This window comes from Bavariicoccus seileri WCC 4188 (genome assembly GCF_000421665.1).
Classification (GTDB): Bacteria; Bacillota; Bacilli; order Lactobacillales; family Aerococcaceae; genus Bavariicoccus; species Bavariicoccus seileri.
Genome location: NZ_ATXL01000005.1, coordinates 32966 through 53439 on the forward strand (window position 1 = coordinate 32966; position 20474 = coordinate 53439).

Annotated in this window: 15 protein-coding genes; all 15 read right to left on the reverse strand. The window is 40.4% G+C overall.

Going from position 1 to position 20474, the window contains the following annotated elements; translation table 11 throughout:
* Positions 1 to 236 precede the first annotated feature (236 nt).
* Positions 237 to 1199: a class 1b ribonucleoside-diphosphate reductase subunit beta gene (nrdF, locus tag H541_RS0101995; RefSeq protein WP_022795683.1), complete on the reverse strand. Its 963-nt coding sequence runs from the start codon at positions 1197 to 1199 to the stop codon at positions 237 to 239.
* 11 nt (positions 1200 to 1210) lie between these two features.
* The gene (gene nrdE / locus H541_RS11270) at positions 1211 to 3394 is read right to left on the reverse strand and encodes a class 1b ribonucleoside-diphosphate reductase subunit alpha (RefSeq protein ID WP_022795684.1); all 2184 of its coding nucleotides are present in this window, start codon (positions 3392 to 3394) and stop codon (positions 1211 to 1213) included.
* Positions 3369 to 3752, reverse strand: coding sequence for a class Ib ribonucleoside-diphosphate reductase assembly flavoprotein NrdI (gene nrdI, locus H541_RS0102015; protein WP_022795685.1), 384 nt, complete (start codon positions 3750 to 3752; stop codon positions 3369 to 3371). The genes nrdE and nrdI overlap by 26 nt, the downstream gene beginning before the upstream one ends.
* A 184-nt stretch (positions 3753 to 3936) precedes the next feature.
* Complete coding sequence (locus H541_RS0102020; RefSeq protein ID WP_022795686.1) at positions 3937 to 5400, reverse strand: alpha-amylase; 1464 nt, start codon at positions 5398 to 5400, stop codon at positions 3937 to 3939.
* A 109-nt stretch (positions 5401 to 5509) separates the two neighbouring features.
* A complete protein-coding gene (locus H541_RS0102025) occupies positions 5510 to 5734 on the reverse strand; it encodes a heavy-metal-associated domain-containing protein (RefSeq protein WP_022795687.1) in 225 nt (74 codons plus the stop codon).
* Between the two features lie 12 nt (positions 5735 to 5746).
* Positions 5747 to 8023: a heavy metal translocating P-type ATPase gene (locus tag H541_RS11275; protein ID WP_022795688.1), complete on the reverse strand. Its 2277-nt coding sequence runs from the start codon at positions 8021 to 8023 to the stop codon at positions 5747 to 5749.
* 1 nt (position 8024) lies between these two features.
* Positions 8025 to 8492 carry a BlaI/MecI/CopY family transcriptional regulator gene (locus H541_RS0102035; RefSeq protein WP_022795689.1) on the reverse strand — a complete coding sequence of 156 codons (468 nt, stop codon included), beginning with the start codon at positions 8490 to 8492 and terminating at the stop codon, positions 8025 to 8027.
* Between the two features lie 120 nt (positions 8493 to 8612).
* A complete protein-coding gene (locus H541_RS11280; protein WP_022795690.1) occupies positions 8613 to 9797 on the reverse strand; it encodes an LCP family glycopolymer transferase in 1185 nt (394 codons plus the stop codon).
* Positions 9798 to 9908: 111 nt separating this feature from the next.
* Entirely contained in the window at positions 9909 to 11474 is a 1566-nt protein-coding gene (locus H541_RS12700) for an LCP family glycopolymer transferase (protein ID WP_240470887.1), read from the reverse strand.
* Between the two features lie 283 nt (positions 11475 to 11757).
* A complete protein-coding gene (locus tag H541_RS0102050) occupies positions 11758 to 12684 on the reverse strand; it encodes an AAA family ATPase (protein WP_022795692.1) in 927 nt (308 codons plus the stop codon).
* 113 nt (positions 12685 to 12797) lie between these two features.
* Positions 12798 to 13829, reverse strand: coding sequence for a Gfo/Idh/MocA family protein (locus tag H541_RS0102055; RefSeq protein WP_022795693.1), 1032 nt, complete (start codon positions 13827 to 13829; stop codon positions 12798 to 12800).
* A gap of 339 nt (positions 13830 to 14168) precedes the next feature.
* Positions 14169 to 14939 (reverse strand): ABC transporter ATP-binding protein, encoded by a 771-nt coding sequence (locus H541_RS0102060; RefSeq protein WP_022795694.1) that lies wholly within the window; start codon positions 14937 to 14939, stop codon positions 14169 to 14171.
* Positions 14936 to 15805 (reverse strand): ABC transporter permease, encoded by an 870-nt coding sequence (locus tag H541_RS0102065; RefSeq protein WP_022795695.1) that lies wholly within the window; start codon positions 15803 to 15805, stop codon positions 14936 to 14938. The genes H541_RS0102060 and H541_RS0102065 overlap by 4 nt, the downstream gene beginning before the upstream one ends.
* Before the next feature lie 212 nt (positions 15806 to 16017).
* Positions 16018 to 17052 (reverse strand): ABC transporter substrate-binding protein, encoded by a 1035-nt coding sequence (locus H541_RS0102070; protein ID WP_022795696.1) that lies wholly within the window; start codon positions 17050 to 17052, stop codon positions 16018 to 16020.
* Positions 17053 to 17539: 487 nt separating this feature from the next.
* On the reverse strand, positions 17540 to 20329 hold the full coding sequence (ileS, locus tag H541_RS0102075) for an isoleucine--tRNA ligase (RefSeq protein ID WP_022795697.1): 2790 nt from the start codon (positions 20327 to 20329) through the stop codon (positions 17540 to 17542).
* Between the last annotated feature and the right edge of the window lie 145 nt (positions 20330 to 20474).

A 20474-nucleotide genomic window follows, 5' to 3' on the forward strand; every position in this document is an offset into this window, starting at 1 on the left:
AGCTCACACTCATAGAATACCTTATCTCTCCACTTAAGGAAAATACTTATCTCCACATCTCCATTAGTATTTTGGCACTTTATAAGTTATAAAAAAAGTGCCACGACACCAGTCGTAGCACTTTTACCTTATTATTTGTCGTTATCAGCTATTATTGTTGTCAGCTATCAATTGTTATCAGCCATTTGTTTTGTTATCACCAAATAGAGAACTATTAGATGTTTTAGAAAATAATCTTAAATCCACTTATCGTAATCATCATCAGACATAGCTTCTACTTGGCCTAGCAAATATCCATTCCCAACTTGCGAGAAGAAATCATGGTTACTTGTCCCTGTCGAAATCCCATTCATCACGATAGGATCCACATCTTCCGCAGTATCAGGAAATAACGGATCAAATCCCAGATTTTGCAATGCCTTATTCGCATTGTAACGGATAAACACTTTGACACGTTCACTCCAGCCCAATGTATCATAAATCATTTGAGTGTATTTCGTTTCATTCGAGTACAACTCATAAGCAGTTGTATAAACCCAATTTTTCAACTCTTCTTGCTCTTTTTCAGACAATTCTTGATAGCCCAATTGGAATTTATAACCAATATAGGTCCCGTGAACTGATTCATCTCTCAAAATCAACTTGATGATCTCAGCCACATTCGCCAATTTGTTATTTCCTAAATACCAAAGAGGTGCATAAAATCCTGAGTAAAACAAGAACGTTTCAAGTAAAACACTAGAGGCTTTCTTTTGTAATGGTGAGCCATTTTGGTAGATATCATTAATCCGTTTCGCTTTGTATTGCAACACTTCATTTGAATTCGTCCACTGGAAGATATCTTCAATCTCCTTCTTCGTATTTAACGTACTGAAGATTGACGAATAACTCTTCGCATGAACCGCCTCCATAAATTGGATATTGTTCAACACAGCCTCTTCATGCTGAGTCCGAATATCCATCCGAATCGCATCTACCCCGTCTTGTGATTGGAGTGTATCTAGTAGCGTTAAGCCACCGAACACCTTACCAATCATATCTCTTTCAATTGGGCTGAGTGTCCGCCAATCATCTAAATCATTTGATAACGGTATCCGAGTATCCAACCAAAATTGCTCCGTTAACTTCTCCCAGGTCAATTTATCGATGGTATCCTCGATACTGTTCCAATTTATCGCAATATAATTATTATCTGTCATTGCCGTCTCCTTTAAATCGTACAACTTTCGCACGCATTACTCCCGATCTCATCACTATTTTCAGTAAATGTCCGAATGTAGTAGATCGACTTGATTCCTTTCTTCCAAGCGTAATACCGTAGAATATTTAGATCACGTGTCGTCATCTTATCGGTTCTGCCATCTTTCCATTCATACAATCCTTCAGGGATCGTTGAGCGCATAAACAAGGTTAGACTCATACCTTGATCAATATGCTTTTGCGCAGCTGCATAAATATCGATTACTTTCCGCATGTCCATATCATAAGCCGAGACATAATATGGCAAGGTATCATTAGACAAGAATGGTGCTGGATAATAAGTCTTCCCAGTCTTTTTCTCTTGTCGTTCTTCAATCAAGCGTGTGATAGGTTGTAAGCTTGCACTAGTCTCATTCACATAAGAAATCGAGCCGGTTGGTGCAACAGCTAAGCGATTTTGGTGGTATAAGCCATGTTCCTTGATATCATCTCTTAATTGCTCCCAGTCCGCTACGGTTGGAATCGCGATGTTTGCTTCTTCAAAGATATGTGCGACTTTCTCAGAGTTAATAACCCGTTCTTGTGCGACATACGCCTCAAAATAAGAGCCATCTGCGTATTTAGACTTTTCAAATCCCACAAATGATTTTTGACGTTCCTTCGCGATTTTGTTGCTAGCTTTCAAGGTGTAATAATTCAGCAACATGAAGTAAAGATCGGTAAACTCGATTGATTCTGGTGACCCATAATGCATATGATGGATGGCAAAGAAGGTATGTAGCCCCATCCCACCAAGACCGATTGTATGTGCTTGTTCATTCCCATTTTTAACCGTTGGAACGGCATCTATCGATGAGTGATCAGTAACATAAGTCAAGGCTCTCACCATTGCTTCGACTGATTTACCAAAATGAGGTGACTTCATCAAATTCGGAATATTAGTTGAGCCTAGGTTACAACTGATATCTGTTCCTAACACCTCATACTCTTGAGAGTTGCTGATAACTGATGGTTTTTGGATCTGTAAAATCTCTGAACACAAGTTACTCATGATAATGGTGCCATCAATCGGATTAGAGCGATTAGCTGTATCGATATTGATGATATAAGGATAACCAGATTCTTGTTGTAACTTAGAAATCTCGTTTTCAAGATCCCGTGCAAAAATCTTAGATTTCCTGATTTCAGGATTATTGACCATATTATCGTATTCTTTAGTAATGTCGACATAAGCAAATGGTTTACCATAAATCCGTTCAACATCGTATGGACTAAAGAGATACATCACATCATCATGTTTGACGAGCTCATAAAATTTATCTGGCACAACAACGCCAAGGGATAGTGTCTTCACACGAATCTTTTCATCAGCATTTTCTTTTTTTGTCGATAAGAATGACACGATATCCGGATGGAAAATGTTTAAGTAAACGGCACCTGCACCATTCCGTTGTCCTAATTGGTTCGAATAGCTAAAGCTATCTTCCAATAATTTCATGATCGGAACCACACCACTTGAGGCGTTCTCGATTTTTTTGATGGGATCCCCTGCAGCTCTCACATTGGTTAAGCTAACACCAACTCCGCCACCAATCCGTGAAAGTTGTAACGCCGAATTGATTGTTCTCCCAATACTGTTCATATCATCCGTCACTTGAATCAAGAAACAAGAGACAAGCTCCCCACGTCTTTTACGGCCAGCATTCAGAAAAGTTGGTGTTGCTGGTTGGTAACGTTGATGGATCATCTCGTCTGCTAACGTGGTTGCAAGTTCAGGATCACCATTTGCTAAAAACAGAGCATTAAAAACAATACGGTCTTCATAACGCTCTAGATAGCGCTTGCCATCATTTGTTTTTAAGGCATATTGGCGATAAAACTTGAACGCCGCCATAAACGAGCGAAATCTAAACTTCGTTTTATAAGTCTTTTGCATCAAATCTTTGATGAAGGAGCGATCGTACTTTTCCAAAAATTCAGATTCGATGTAGTCATGTTCCACTAGATAGTCCAGTTTTTCATCTAGGGTGTAGAAAAACACCGTATTCGGATTCACATGCTCTAAAAAGAACGCTCTAACTGCTTCACGATCTTTTTCCAATGGAATCTTGTTGTCGACTGGGCGATTCAATTCGTTATTAAGCTCAAAATAAGTGATATCAGTTGTTTTACTGACTAATTTCGGATTGTCCAAGTTGTGCCACCTTCTCTTTCACTGTTGATACGTCGTTCTCACTGCCTTGAAATTCAAAACAATGTAATAATGGAACCTCATAATCATGAGATAGATCTTTAGCTGTAAAACAAAATAAGGTGTTGAAGTTGCGATTGCCACTCCCACAGACCCCTTTGAAGTAATAGCGATTATGTCCTGTCTCAATAAAATCATTCAAAATCTCTGTCGCTTCGATATCGTATGTTGGAGCAATCACAATGAACGGTTCAGAAATAGTTTGGAAAGCATTCTCTGGAGTAATCTCTAGAAGAGGCATTCCTAACTTATGGACAAAACGTCTTGTCTGGCCGGTCAAAGAGATATATACCACTAACACATTTGTCACTCTCCTTGCTAAAACAATTGCGCCAAACACATTATATAGTGTTTCACAATCTTTATTTACACAATATAGTGTGGTCTTTTCCTATATTACACTACAAACAGAGATAAGGAAATAGAAAGAGCACAATTATTTTGATAGAGTACAGAAGAAAATTATTTTCCCATAAAAAAATTAATCATGAGCCATAGGCTTCTGGAGCATACACACTGACTTTTCCTGGAAGGAAATGAAAAGCGGCTCTGCCTTCATCATCAGTCGTCACTGGTTCTTGATCTGTCGTCCAATCATAATAAGTGGTCTGTTTATTCAGTTCTCCTAGATCAACCTCCAAGTCCCCTTCATCTTGATTACTCATCACCACGACTAGACCATGTTGGTGAGCGTCGTCTCCTAATCGTGTAAAGCCAATCGTATGTTCATTAAGGGCATAATCGTTTTGTTCACCATAAGCCCACTTGAGTCGTGCTTTTAATAAACGGTCTAGAATGGCTTCGTTTCCTTCAATCGGCTCATCCCCACTGATGCCATAATAATCGCCATAAAACAAGCAAGGGTAGCCTTCACTGCGAAGTAAAATCAAGGCATAGGCCAAGGGTTTAAACCAAGGTTCTACATAAGATTCTAGGGCTTGGTGTGGCTGAGAATCATGGTTATCGACAAAAGTGACCGCGTGAGTCGGATTTTTCTGCATCAAGCTATCATTTAAAATCTGTCTAAGATCATAGCTTGCGCCTTGTTGACTAGCTTGATGAAAGTTCAAGTGTAACTTGACATCCACCAAGTCGAATTCAAAATTTGTCTCTTCTAAGTATTCTTCGTTAGTGTGGTAATCGCCACGCCAGTATTCACCAAATATATAGAAATCTGACCCTTGTTTCTCTTCAATCTCTTTTACCAGATCTGCAATAAAATCAAAACTAATATGTTTGATGGCATCCAAGCGAAAACCATTGACACCCGTTTCGTTGATGACCCAAGCCACCCATTTTTTGGTCTCGTCAACCACTTCTTGATTTTGATATTTGATATCAGCAAACATTAAATAGTCGTAATTACCGTTTTCCGTATCAACATCCTCATTAGCCGTCCATCCTGATTGGTCATTTTGGATCATATAAATCCCCTTATGGCCTGTTTCAGCATCAAAATCAACACCTGAAAAGTGATGAAAGTTCCATTTGAATGGACTATATTGGTCGTGTCGCCCTGGAAAAGTGAATTTTGTCCAAGCAGTGATTTGGTGAGGATCACCAAGCGTTTTTTGGCGATTCGTGGCATCTACCTCAACAGCTAGAAACGACTCTGTTTCATCAGCACCTGCTTTGTGGTTCAATACAACATCTGCAATCACATCAATACCGACAGACTTCAATGCTTTGATAGCACTTAGAAGTTGTTCTTTTGTCCCATACTTTGTACGAATGGTTCCTTTTTGGTCAAATTCGCCAAGATCATAGAGATCATAGACACCATAACCAACATCTTGATCACTCGTTCCTTTGTACATTGGTGGTAACCACACCCGGTCAATTCCAAGCGATTTCAAATGCTCAGCATCCTTTTCTAACCGTTCCCAGTGCTTTCCATCTGCTGGAACATACCACTCAAAATACTGCATGATACACCTATTCTCTGTCATCTAGATCCCCCCTAGTCATTCTCCTACAGTTTAACCGACATGCTATAAAAATAGCAAAAAAACCAGATCAACCATTTCTCGCTGATCTGGCTCTATTTGCATGATAAGCTTACAGGATCGTTACTACGCTATAGTTTGTGCCAGCTAACGCCTCTTGGAACTCTTTCAACTTCACGGCTTGATTAGTCACTACGCTTGCTTTTTTCTCGTCTAATGACACATCGACAGATTGCACAGCCGGAATAGTTTCAAAAGCCCTCTGAACATGATTAGCACAGCCATTACATGACATGCCGTTTACCGTGACAGTTTGCTTGACGGTTTCCATTTTCATTCCCCATTTCTCTTAATTCTCTTGTGTTGCTGAGACAAGTTTGAGTTGTTTCAAACGCAAGGCATTCAGAACAACTGAAACAGAACTCAGGCTCATGGCTAATCCCGCCAGCATTGGATCAAGGAGTGGGCCGCCAAATAAGTGGAGAACCCCCATAGCAATTGGGATGCCTAAGGTATTGTAGATAAATGCCCAAAATAAATTTTGCTTGATATTTTTAATGGTAGCCTGGCTTAAACGAATCGCAGCAGGGACATCAAGAAGATCACTATGCATCAACACGATATCAGCAGAATCGATCGCAACATCAGTCCCAGACCCAATCGCCATTCCAATATCTGCTTGGATCAATGCTGGAGCATCATTGATGCCATCACCGACCATTGCGACTTTATGACCCGCTTTTTGAAGCTTCTCTATCTCTTTTTGCTTGTCTTCTGGTAGAACATTACTTAAAACGTGTGTAATACCAGCTTCTTTTGCGATAGCCTGGCCTGTTTGCGCATTATCTCCAGTCATCATTATCACTTTGATTCCTAGTCTTTGTAGTTCCTCAACAGCTTTCTGACTGGTTGGTTTGATGGTATCAGCAACTGCTATTAAGCCAATAACTTCTGCGTTCAAAGCAACATATATCACTGTTTTCCCACTACTGGCAAGTTGGTCTGCAACTTTGCTTGTCTCCGACAACTCTATACCTTGGGTTTTCAGTAATTGTGGATTCCCTACTACTAGATCACCATCTGCTAGAGTTACCATGATCCCTTTTCCCGGAATTGTTTGGGTATCAGCAGATTCTGATAACGTCAGACCTAGTGTTTTGGCTTTAGTTACGATAGCTGCTGCCAGGGGGTGCTCACTGCCTAATTCGGCAATAGCCGCCATTCTGATGATCTCTTCTTGATTTTTGGTCGAGCTTGGGACAATCTCAGTGACGATTGGTTGCCCTTCTGTAATTGTTCCCGTTTTATCTAACACTACCGTTTGAATCGCTTGGGTGACTTCTAATGCAATTCCTGATTTGATCAAAATGCCGTTTTCGGCTCCTTTACCAGTTCCTACCAAGATGGCCGTTGGCGTCGCAAGACCCAAGGCACAGGGACAGGCAATGATCAAAACAGATACAAAAATAGTTAGCGAAAAGGCGGCACTTTCATGACCGACCAAATACCACAGTAGACTGGATATAATAGCTAATATGATGACTATCGGAACAAAATAGCGTGAAACTTGATCAGCTAAGTTGGCAATTGGTGCTCGGTCAGATTGCGCATTTTCTACCAATTTGATGATTTGAGCCAAGGTAGTGTCTTGTCCAATCCGTTCAACTTTGCACCGCAATGTCCCAAACTTGTTGATGGTGGCACCCGTCACACGATCACCAACCTTCTTAGTAACCGGCATACTCTCCCCTGTCAACATAGATTCATCAACAGAAGATTCTCCTGTAACCACTGTTCCATCGATTGGAATTTTCTCTCCTGGACGGACTAGCACAATATCGCCAAGCTGTAAGTCATCTACATTTACAAGCTGTGTCTCATTATCTGTTGTGACCAGTGTGGCCTCGTTAGGCGATAAGTCGATCAACGACTTGATTGCATTACTGGTTTTATTTTTGGCATATGCCTCAAGATACTTGCCCAACTTGATCAAGGTGATAATTGTCGCGACTGACTCAAAATAAAGTTCATGACTGTAATGCTCCTGACCATTAGCGATCAGAAAAAGAGCCAAGATTCCATAGACAAAAGCTGCACCCGTTCCGACGGCTATCAGACTATCCATATTTGGATGACCTTTAAGCAGATTACGGAAACCATGCGTATAAAAATCACGTCCAATCCACATGACAGGTAACGTTAACAGCAGTTGAAACAGTGCAAAATTGAGTGGATTATGATGACTATCGATCACCATTGGCAGTGGCATCCCAAACATATGCCCCATCGTTAGGACTAACAAAGGAATCGTAATCACAACTGCTAAAATCACTTGCCGCTTCCAACTAGCCATCTCTTGTTGCTTTTTATCTTGCTCCTTTTCGTACGATGACCGCTCTTCTAGTTTTGGATAAGCCTCATAACCAGCGTTAGTAACAGCTTGTTCAACGGCCCTTGAAAACGTAGTAGCATCCTCCCTAAGATCCTCTGGCACGACTGTCATCGTCTCCATCACTAAATTGACACGAGCGGACTTAACCTCAGGTAATTTTTTGACCGCTGTTTCAATCGTCTGCGCGCAATTGGCACAACTCATCCCATGCACCGTATAAGTTCTCACTGTCATCTCAGCTCACCTCTCTATGATGATGAAGTCCACAAGTACATTGTCCAGGAATACAGTTACATCCCAACTCATCTGGAGCATCCGGTAATTGAGCTTTCAAGGTCTCAATAAGATCTTCAATATCGGGTTTAGATAGGGCAATACGCTCATCAGAAATCAAACGCTTTAAAATAGCGCCATTTTTACGTCGACAACTCTTTAACAGTAAGACTCTGATCTGCTCTTCATTGAAGGCCAGCTCATCAACTGTTGCGATATAATGAAACACACGTCCAACCTGTGTTACCGCAATCACGCCTTTGTCCCTCAAACGATGTAATAGTGTCTTTACTGTGCTTAATTTCCAGCCATATTCATCTTTTAAGGACTCATACACCCCTTGACTAGTCGTCTCAGGATTTGCCCAGACAACCCGTAAAACCTGCCATTCTGCAGAAGAAACACTAGCTTCTTTTTCCTTTATAGCCATCTATATCAACTCCTCACATCTTCAATTTCAGTGTAACAGTTAAATCTACAATTGTAAATGATAGTGATCAAAAAAATATCTGGCTCTTGGCCAGATATCAGTTTATTCAGATATCAATTTCTATTGATAGCCTATCAAAATCAGATTAGAATTTTCATCGATTTGATACATCGGATAACCTGCCTCAGCTGTTTCATCAGCATCTAAAGGATCAAATTGCTCCGATAAACCTGGGGCATAGATATTGCTCGTAATATCATCATAACTCACTTCATCTATTCCCAAGTGCTTTCTGATATAGTTGCTCACTCGGTAGATCTCCTGTTTAGAAACATAGATCGAATCTTGTCCATCAGTGTTCATCCCATGAGCATAGACATTATTACGTTCGATATGATCAGCTGCTTTACTATACTTAGTTTGAAGATCAACAAGATCATCAAATGATAAATTAGTCCGCATGTTTTCAGAAAGAGTATCCAAAACAGATTGATAATTAGCGATAGAATCCATACTAACAGCTTTCTTCATCATGGCTTTAATCACCATCTGTTGTCGTTTTTGACGCCCATAGTCCCCTTCTGGATCCGTATAACGCATCCTAGAAAATGCCAAGGCATCATCGCCATTTAGAGTTCTCTTTTCACCTTCATTGAAATGATGCCCTTCAAAATCAAAGGTTAATGGACTGGTGATCTCAACACCACCGATAGCATCCACGATGCCTTTCATTCCATCCATACTGACTTCAACATAGTAGTCGATTGGAATATCGAAGAGATGCTGTACGGTATTGATTGTCATCTCAGACTCCCCGTAGGCATAGGAATGGTTGATTTTTTCAAGCGTGCCATGACCAACTATCTCTGTCAAAACGTCTCTTGGGATACTGGTCAATGTCGAATTTCCATTCTTAGGATCAAGCGTTAGAATCATTAAAGAATCCGCACGACCTCCAGATGATTTAGGGCGATTTTCTTCCTCACCATAATCAACCCCCATCAGCAAAATAGAAATAGGATTCACTTGGCTAAGATCGACATCCTCATCCCGAACTTTATTTTTATTGACTGTCTGGTAAATATCATCATAAGCAACATCGACATCACCAAACACTTTGAGGACTACTGCCAAGACAATTGCAAGCACTGCCCCTACAATCAGCAATCCAGTCAAACAACCATGCTTTCGCTTTTTCTTTGACTGATTCGCCTGTTTTTTTCCGGATCTCTGAGCTGGGGAAACATCCCTACTAGCCTCACGATGTCCTTGACTACCACCCTTATTTGGTTGCTCTGGATTCATTGAGAAAAATGCGCCTCTTTTCTAAATCGCTGCATCACTGTGCAGATAGTATTAATTCATTAGACCATAAGAAAACCCCATAAATCAATGCCCAAATCGCAAAAACTAATTTCAGTTCCCACTTGTAGCATCATTCTCTGGATCATCTTTAGGCTCATCAACTGGCTTGTCTACTGGTTTATCCTCCGAATTTGGTTTGTCAGAAGGATTCTCAGGTTCAGCTGGTTCTTCAGGTTCTACTGGTTGCTCTGGCTCTTCAGGTGGCTCCTGTTCATCCGGGTTATCATTATCACCAGGTTCTTCTGGTCCACCTGATCCGTCTGATCCGCCACCATCTTGATTTCCTGTATCATCAGGATTATCAGTATCCCCAGGATTGCTACTACCATTTGATCCACCGGAATCATCTGGATTACTGTCATTCCCATTATCGCTACCAGTGTTGGTATCATCGGTATTGCCGTTATTACTGTTATTACCGTTACCGCCATTATTACCTGTATTGCCATTATTACCAGAATTGCTACCACCAGAATCATTTTGACTAGCTGGAGGGCTGGAATTGCCACTACCACCATTATTTTGATTGGGTCGTGTCCACTCCCCACCCGGTTGTGATTGGTTGGTTTCAGTCTGTTTTGGTTGTTCAGTCGTTGTATCATTTTCTGCAGCTGGAGGATTTGTATCCTCACCCAGTAAAGCGGACAATGATATTTCATCGAGTTCTAATGAGACGCGGAGTTTATTGGTCATTTCTAAGATTGTTTCAGGTTCGATATACATATAGTACACACCATTTACTACCAAATCGCGACCCTTTAACGTATGTGACTCAAAATTCGTGATGCCATCACGATACCCGGCTTGAATCTCGACCATATCACTGAAACTCATATTGGTTCGGACATTATCGCCCAATGCTTCAAGAATTGGCTTAAATCGCATGATCGAGTCGAACGTCAATGCTTTGTTGATACTGGCTTCTATGATTTGCCGTTGCCGTTCTTGGCGACCATAGTCCCCTTCTGGATCGTCATAGCGCATTCTGGCATAGGCTAGTGCCGTTTGGCCATCCATTTTTTGAGAAACACCTTCAGTGAACGAGTGGTTGTCATAAGTAAAGGTGAGATTAGGAACTACTTCAATACCCTCGATAGCATCAACCAAGTCCTCGATTCCCTTAAAGTTGACCTCTGCATAATAATCAATTGGGACTTGCATCAGTTGTTGAACCGTAGCAACTGCCATCTCAGCGCCCCCAAAAGCATAAGCATGGTTAACTTTATCCTTCATACCATACCGAACTATCTCGGCATAAGAATCTCTTGGAATACTCACTAAAGTTGTCGTTTTTTCCTTGGGATTGACGGTTGCTAAAATCATTGTGTCCGAACGACCGCCATCCTCTAGCGAACGCCCCTTGTCCCCATTATCGATACCCAATAATAAAATTGAGAACGGCTCCTGGTTGGTAATTTTTAACTCCTTGTTTCGAATCGAATCGACCTCTACAGGTTCGTAGACTTCATCAACATTGGAAAGAATTTGCTGGCCAAAGTAAAAAACAACGCCACAAACAAGTCCTATAATCCCGAGAATCGTCCATTTCGTCGATGTCTTCATCTTTTTCTTAGTTTCTTTTGTACTTTTCTCATTCTTTTTCGTATCGTCATTCATAGGCTTCACAACTTCCCCTCCTCGTTGATATGACATGGTCTTGAGTTTTAGTGTGTTTGCGTTTAAACATTTATGGGCTAAATTCTTTAGCTTAAGCTATTATCGTTTAGTAAAGCTATTATCGTTCAGTAAACTTTTATTACCAATAATTATAAGCATAAAATAAAGCCGTTACCATTATTTAGTCGACACTTTAATCAATTGTTAACGAAACGCAACATTCATAACTTAAAACAGATATTTTCACGAACATTTAACTTAAATGGTGCTCGAAAGTTCTACTTTATTCCAAAGATAGTTGCAATAATCCCCCTGATGTAGGGTTCTCTGTAGGACTCACTATAGGGCTCTCTATTGGACGATAGCTCGTAAAAATCAATTGACCTCTCTTGTCCTCGCTAAAGTAATCGATGATCTTATCTAACCAGTCTGGACCAAGTCGTGACCCAAGATCATCAATGAAAACAATTCGTCCTTCTGTTTTGATGGTAGCTAGGGTACTCAATAAATTGACTAAGTATTTCGTACCAGTTGACTCAGCATCGTAAAGTTGGCTACTTTCTCCCAATGGACCAATTGTGTTCACCACCAATTGCATCCCACGATGACCATAGACCAACTGGATAGACATATCAGGAATAAGCTCTTCTAACAAGTCATTGGCCAAATTCTCGAACTCCGTCAAAATGGCTAGAAAGTTATTGGGAAAAATCAACGTCGAGCCTATCATTTCGATTGCCAAGGTATTATCAGAAGTCTGATTGAGTAACCGACTAAATGTCTCTGACAGTGGAGAAAGATGAAGGACATCAGTCGAGATATGTGGTAATACAATAATCCGTTGGGTCACTAACTGCACAAGTTGTTCCATTGAAAGACCGTCAGATAGGGATACCTCTTGATGACTCGTTATCCCGTAGTCGACCTTTTCGATGGTGACGGAAACTCTCCAGTCCTGACCTTCATAAGAGCCCGATAGCACGACACTTCCATTCTCTACCCCTTCAGATAACAAGGGGGTTAGATCATCAAGCTTTTCACCTTTAAAATGTCTGACAACGGCTTGAATCGCTGTAATAAAACTCGTCTTCCCTGTTCGATTTGATCCATAAATTGAAACCACACCTGATGGGTCTTCTGAAAAATCAAAACTAGCTTGGTCAAGAACTCCAATATGGTCGATTTCGACAGAGTTAATCTTAAATGTCATTGCAATTTCCTCCTCGTTTAATAGTGCTACTAAATAACTCCATTTCTTATTACTTTTTTCTCGTTACTATATTTCTCCTTACTCTATTTCTCATTACTTTATACCCTGTCACTCTATTCTTTATCACTTTTTTTCACAATTTTTTCTCTGATGAGCGCAACGAGTCGAGCTGCTTGGATCGAGTCTTCAAAGGTCATCACAGGGCTTTTTATGAGACCGTCTTTCAGGCACTTCATCATATGTGTGATTTCGCCATAAAAATCATCATTAACATACGGAAGTTCTCGTACCTCGACCTGCTCATCTTTTTCAATACGAAAAGAAGTTGGGCGATGAAAGTCCATGACCGTGATTTTCCCTGCTGTCCCCTTAATCTCTAGGCAAGCCGGTTCAAACCGATCAAAAGCAGCTTTCAACCGACATGTCACCCCATTAACCTCTAACAAGGCATCAACGTAAGTTTCAACTGTTGAATTTCCATCTTGACCATCATTATCTGATGAGCGACTGCTTAAGGACTCAAGCTGCAACACTGTCATATCATCATTAGCCTGTTGAGAAGAAGCAGCCTTAAAGGAAAGTTTAGAAAAATCCAAAATGGCACTCGCATTATAGATTCCCATATCATATAAAACGCCTCCTTGTTGGGCTGTATAGTGGTAACTACTATTAGCCTCTGGCATCACTCGGCACAAGGATGTAGAAATAGCGGTAATGTCTCCAATCAACCCTTCTTTAACAAGACGTTTAGCTTCTTCATAAGCCGGTTCAAAACGACTCTTCATGGCCTCCATAAAGAAGACTCCTTCTTTTTGAGCTAATTGTTTGATCTGTTCCATCTCTTCTACCGACATTGTAGCCGGCTTTTCGCATAAAACAGGGAGATGCAGTTTGAGTGCTTTTACGACCCATTCATAATGATAGAGATGAGGGAGTGCGATATAAACCGCATCGATCGCCGGATCTTTCAACAAGGCATCATAATCGTCGAATACTTTATCACACGGATGTAGAGCTTTAAAACGCTCTGCCTTTTCACGTGTCCGGTTACTCACAGCATATAGATGTGCCTCCTTGATATGCTTCAAACTATCTGCAAAACGATGTGCAATCGTGCCAGCACCTATAATTCCCCAATTGATCATTCTTTTCCCCTTTGCTTACAAAAATAGCCTTTAAAAGCCAGTAACGACATTATCTAACCTAGCCTTTTAATAAACCTTTGTAATAGACCTTTGTAATAGACCAACAACTTTATAATAGCCTCAAAATAACTCTTTTTATTAGCCTCAAAATAACTCTTTTTATTAGACTCAAAATAACTCTCTTTTTTAAACACCCAAATAAGTCTTTTAAAACTACCGAAAGTAAAAAGCAATCTATCCCTGATGCTATTGCTATCGGGTTAAACCTACCCTTATAGAAATAGTACCATGATATAGATTGCTTTTAATAAGATTTACTATTAAAACTGGGATGTTTTTTTACACAACCACTGGCTCGTTGAACTGTGCCATTAAATCTGTAACCGTCATTTTTTCTTTTTCATTGCGATCAAGGTCTAAGGTAATTCTCCCAGATTGAAGCATCACTAACCGATTACCATATTTGAGAGCATCTGTCAGATTATGAGTGATCATCAAAGCCGTCAAGCGGTTTTCCTTAATAATCTTATCAGTAATTGCCAAAACCATCTCACTTGTTTTTGGGTCAAGTGCAGCAGTATGTTCATCTAGCAGCAATAACTCAGGCTTTACGAGTGTTGCCATTAGTAAAGTCAGAGCTTGACGTTGACCTCCTGACAAGAAATTAACATCCGTCGTCAAGCGCTGTTCTAACCCTAGGTCTAGCGTTTTTAATAATCTGACAAAGTCCTTTTCTTTTGTATTAGCCTTTGTTAAATGGCGTTTTTGGCCTCGTTTAGCAGCTAAAGCTAAATTTTCTGCGATCGTCAACCGGCCCGCAGTCCCTTCTTTTGGATCTTGAAATACCCGTCCAATCCATTCCGCCCGCTTTTGCACAGATTCTTTGGTCACTACTTTGTCGTCTTTTAAGATCTGACCACTTGTAGGTTGTAAACTCCCCGAAATGATTTGTTGTAAGGTCGATTTACCAGTGCCATTACCGCCAACGATTAAGATAAAATCTTCTGGATTGATCTTAAGATCAATATCATGCAAGACATCCTTTTGTTGTGATTTTCCTAGAAAAAATGATTGATTGATTCCTTTCAATTGGATCGTACTTTGACTCATTTACGTTGCTCCCTCCATTTCGGAAACCAAAGAACTAGTGCTAGTAAAATAGCCGAGTATAACCGCAAGTCTGTCGGTGCAATTGCTATAAACGGTTGATTCAAAATCGTATCGATGATCACTCGATAGATAATACTCCCGATAACAATAGAAGCAAGTCGTTTCCCAATCGTCAGATTAGGGACGACAACTTCAGAAATCATGACAGCTGAAAGACCGATAACAATCGTTCCAATCCCCATATTGATATCCGCAAAGCCATCTTTTTGAGCAATCAGTGCGCCTGCCAATGCAATTAGGCCATTGCCCAAAATATAGCCTAAAACGACCATACGATTACTATTGATTCCATTTGCTTTACCCATGATCACATTATCACCAATAGCTCTAAATCCTAGTCCCACTTCCGTATGTAAAAACCACGACATCAGTAATACTACTAGGACAAACACGATAGACCCAACGACTGCTGTTTTCATACTAGTAGATAATGAAGACAACAGTGGCAGCGACATCAATGTCTTCTTTCCTAATAAGGCGATATTTGGCTGACTCATGATATGGAGATTAATAGAATACATCCCTGTCAATACGAGAATACCAGTCAACAATGGCGGTATCTTCATGACTGTATTCAAAAATCCAGCAATCCAACCAGCAGCCATTCCAGACACTAAGGCTACAAAGGTTGCAATCCATGGATCAACCCCATTTGCAATCAATCGGGCACAAACAGCTGCCCCAAGGGGAAAGACGCCTTCACAAGAAAGATCGGCAATATCTAACAATCTGAAAGTAACATAAACTCCCAATGCCATGATTGCCCATAATATTCCCTGTGTAATACTTGAACCAATAAATAACATGTATACGACTCCTCTATGATTCCTTTTGATGTGTGGCTCAAAGCAACTACGCTTCCTAGCATTAACACATCATAAGTCATCATAATATTTTGTTTTGGTCAGCACCTCATCAACCCCTGACCAGTGGCAATTTTTAGATACTGACTTTTATCTTACTATAAAACCTATTCGGTTATAAAACAACTACAAGTGTCACAAGTATCATTAATGAGTTATTCTGGTGCTTTGATAGACTCAGGATCAATCCCGATTTCTTTAGCGTAATCATCATTAACCACAAGCTCTAGATTCTCACTGCTTTCAACTGGCATTGAACTAACTGCCTCATCATCCTCAAGATGACGAATGATCATCCGTCCTGTTTGTTTGCCAAGTTCTAAGTAGCTCATCCCAAATGTTGCCAATCCATTAGCCTCAACAGCCGGTACAGCACTACCAACAAATCCCTTTTGTTGTTCCTTAGCTAAATTTCCGACCAAAGTCATCGCGCTATCAACGGTATTATCCGTGATTCCAAATAAAACATCACTTTTATTAAGTAATGACGATAAAACCTGTTGAATATCATTGGTTGAGGTAATTGTCCCTGTTTCAACCGTTAATCCTGCATCCTCAAGTAATGGTGTGGCATTATCGACCAAGAATTTAGAGTTGGCTTCACTCGAATTGTATAAAATCCCCACTGTTTTTGCGTCAGGAAAAATGGATTTTAACAATGCCACTTGTTCTTTTAATGGACTCATATCACTTGTTCCTGTCACATTTCCACCTGGTTCATCATTAGAGGCCACTAAACCAGCACTTTCAGCATCTGTCACAGCTGTGAAGAATATCGGTTTCTCTTTTTCTGCCGTAGCTAACGCTTGGGCAGCAGGCGTTGCGACCCCAACCAAAATATCATTATCACGGGCTAATTTTTGACTGATTGATTGTAGATTGGACGTATCTCCTTGGGCATTTTGGACATCGAATGTAACACTCAATCCTGAAGCCTCTAAAGCTTCCTTGACCCCTTCTGTCGCACTATCCAAAGCCTCTACCTGCGCAAACTGCAAAATACCAACTTTGATTGGTTCATCTGTCTTACCCTCACTCTGACCTGAACTATTGCCACATCCGACAATCATCAGTGTTACTAGCAAAAATCCCACAGCTGTAATTACTTTCGAGAAAAAGTACCTATCCTTTCCTGTCAACTTACCGATTGTCTTATTTATACCCTTACTCATACCCTTTTTCTTAGTCATCTAACTTCCTCCATCTCTATTTTTTTACTTATTTTCTACTTATGGTTTAACTCTGATGGTCAATCGTCAATCCCTATCTGTTCAACATACAGTCAAAAATACAGACAAAAACACGTTTAAATATGTTTAAATACGTTTAAAATACATTTAAAAAAGGCCAGCTAGGCATACCTAGCTGGCCTTCCACCCCATCACATACATCAGGGCAAGAATAATAGATGTATAACATCAACCTCACTAGATACGACCTATGTGAGGCATCAGAAAACTGGCTCCCATAGATACAAACGATCAACGCTTGCATCTATACCTTAAACGCAAGCTCACTCTGTATAATAGTAGCCGTAATAGCCGTTTACGTGGGAACAGTTCACTGTCAACATATTAAATCATCCATTTCTTAAGTAGTATGCTCATATTATAATGAGCCGGTTAAAAAGTGTCAAGTGTTTTCTAATTCATTTTTAATTAATAAAAATGCTGCTATTTAATTCTCTTTTTCTGTAAAGTATTGAGGATAATTTTCCTTCACGATATCGTAACATCTACGACAGAGTTCTGGAGCTTCAGGGATTGTACCAACATCTTCTTTGGTTGCCCGACACCGTTCGCAGACACGACCAGGAGCTTTTCCGACTAAGACTGCTTGTGTTTGGAATGGTGTAGCTTCTTGAGGAGATTTTTCATCACTGACAACAAATTTTGAGACGATCAAGATTTGTGCTAGATCAACTGACTCTGACAATTGATTATAGATTTTCTTCACTTCAGCCGTTGGATATACAGTCACCATAGCTTCAAAAGACTTCCCAATCAATTTTTCATTACGGGCAGTTTCAAGAGCTTTCATGATATCATCTCTGACGGTCATAAAGGCTTCCCATTCTTCTTTTAGTTCAGCTTCATTTGCATAGGTCACAACTTCAGGGAAATTACTCAATTGCACATAATCTTCCGGTTCTTTTAAGTATTCCCACACTTCTTCTGACGTATGGACTAAAATTGGTGTCAATACTTTCGTCAACGACACTAAACTATCATAGATGACCGTTTGCATCGCTAAACGACTATGGTTATTTTTTGCTTCGATGTAAAGGACATCTTTGGCAAAATCAAGATAGAATTGTGAGAGATCGACTGTCACGAAATTAATGACAGTTTTATACACTTTGACGAAATCATAATGATTATAAGCATCAATGATTGTCTTCATGACGTCGTTACGTCTAACTTCAATGTATTGATCGACACTACGAAGTTCTTCATAAGGAACACGGTCAGTTTCTGGATCAAAATCTGATGTATTGGCTAACATGAATCTCATGGTATTCCGAATCTTGCGATAAACTTCAGATACTTGATTTAAAATGTCATCACTGACACGAACATCTGAAACATAGTCGACACTGGCCGTCCACAACCGAATGATATCAGCACCTTTTGATTTCATTTCTTTATCAGGTGAGATGACATTACCTAGAGACTTGCTCATTTTCTTACCAAAGGCATCATTAACAAACCCCTGAGATAATACTTCACGGTATGGTGCACAGCCATTAACTGCCACACTTGTTGTTAATGAAGAATTAAACCACCCACGGTATTGGTCAGATCCTTCTAGATACATATCAGCAGGGAATGAGAGATATGGCCTTGTTTTCAATACACCAGCATAACTTGTACCAGAGTCAAACCACACATCCATGATGTCATATTCTTGAGTAAACTGATCATTAGGGCTAGCAGGATGAGTGAATCCTTCTGGTAAGAGATCGTTGGTCTCCCACTCAAACCAGATATTTGACCCATGTTTTTCAAACAAGTCTGCCACATGTTCTGTTGTTTCGTGAGTGATGATTGCCTCGCCGTTTTCAGCATAGAAAATCGGTAATGGCACACCCCAAACACGTTGACGAGAAATCACCCAATCGCCACGATCACGGACCATATTGTAAATTCTCTTCTTTCCAGATGGGTGCAACCATTTGACGTCATGGTCGATAATATCCAATATCTCTTGACGGAAGCTGGCAATAGAAGCAAACCATTGTGGTGTTGCTCGGAAAATAACTGGCTTTTTCGTCCGCCAATCATGTGGATAGCTATGGGTAAAGAACTCTAGTTTCAGCAGACGACCTTTTTCTTTTAGTAACTCCGTGATTTGTTTATTAGCGTCATCATAAAAGACACCTTCAAATCCAGGTGCTTCATTCGTAAAACGTCCTTGATCATCGATTGGAGATAGAATCTCTAGACCATATTTTTGGCCGACAATAAAGTCATCGTCCCCATGCCCTGGCGCCGTATGAACGAGACCAGTACCGGCATCTAGAGTGACATGTTCCCCAAGAATCACTAATGAGTCGCGATCGTAAAACGGATGGTGAGCCGTCGCTCTTTCCAATGCGCTTCCCTTGAATTCTTTGTCAATACTATAATCTTCCCAACCAAGCTCACCTGCAAGCTGCTCTACTAATTCCTTAGCGACCACATAATGATGACCATCAACTGATACGACAACATATTCATAGTCTGGATGAACAGCAATCGCTAAGTTAGATGGTAATGTCCATGGTGTAGTAGTCCAAATAATGAATTCTGCATCCTCTGGCACAACACCTTTACCATCATGAACAGGGAATGAGACATAGATAGAAGGACTCTTAACATCTTTATATTCGATCTCTGCTTCTGCTAAAGAAGATTCACTTGAAGGCGACCAATAGATTGGTTTCTTTCCTTTGTAGATATAACCTTTTTCAGCCATTTGAGCAAATACTCTAATTTGAGCCGCTTCGTACTCAGGTTTAAAGGTCAGATAAGGATCATCCCATTCACCTTGAACGCCTAAGCGTTTGAATGTCTTACGTTGGGACTCCACTTGCTCTTTAGCATACTCCTCACAACGCTTACGGAACTCAGCGACCGTCATTTTCTTCCGGTCAACACCCTTACTATTTTTCAACGCCTGTTCGATGGGTAGACCATGCGTATCCCACCCAGGAACATAAGGTGAATAATACCCTTGCATAGCTTTAGAACGAATAATAATGTCCTTTGAGATCTTATTTAGGGCATGACCCATGTGTACCGCTCCATTGGCATATGGCGGTCCATCATGTAAAACAAAACTTTTATGCCCCTTGTTCAATTTTAACCGTTGATGATAAACATCAGCTTTTTCCCATTCCGCTTGCCGTTCTACTTCCTTAACTGGTAGATTACCCCGCATTGGAAACTTTGTTTTTCCAAGTTGTAACGTTTCTTTCAACTTCATCTACTGATCCGCTCCTCTGATTTGCCTTATTATCTTTTCTAATTAGTCACAGCGCTTTATAACAACAAAAAAACTCCTCCGCAAGGGACGAGTTAATCGTGGTACCACCCAAATTTTACACTTCGTTTAGAACCTAGACTGTGCT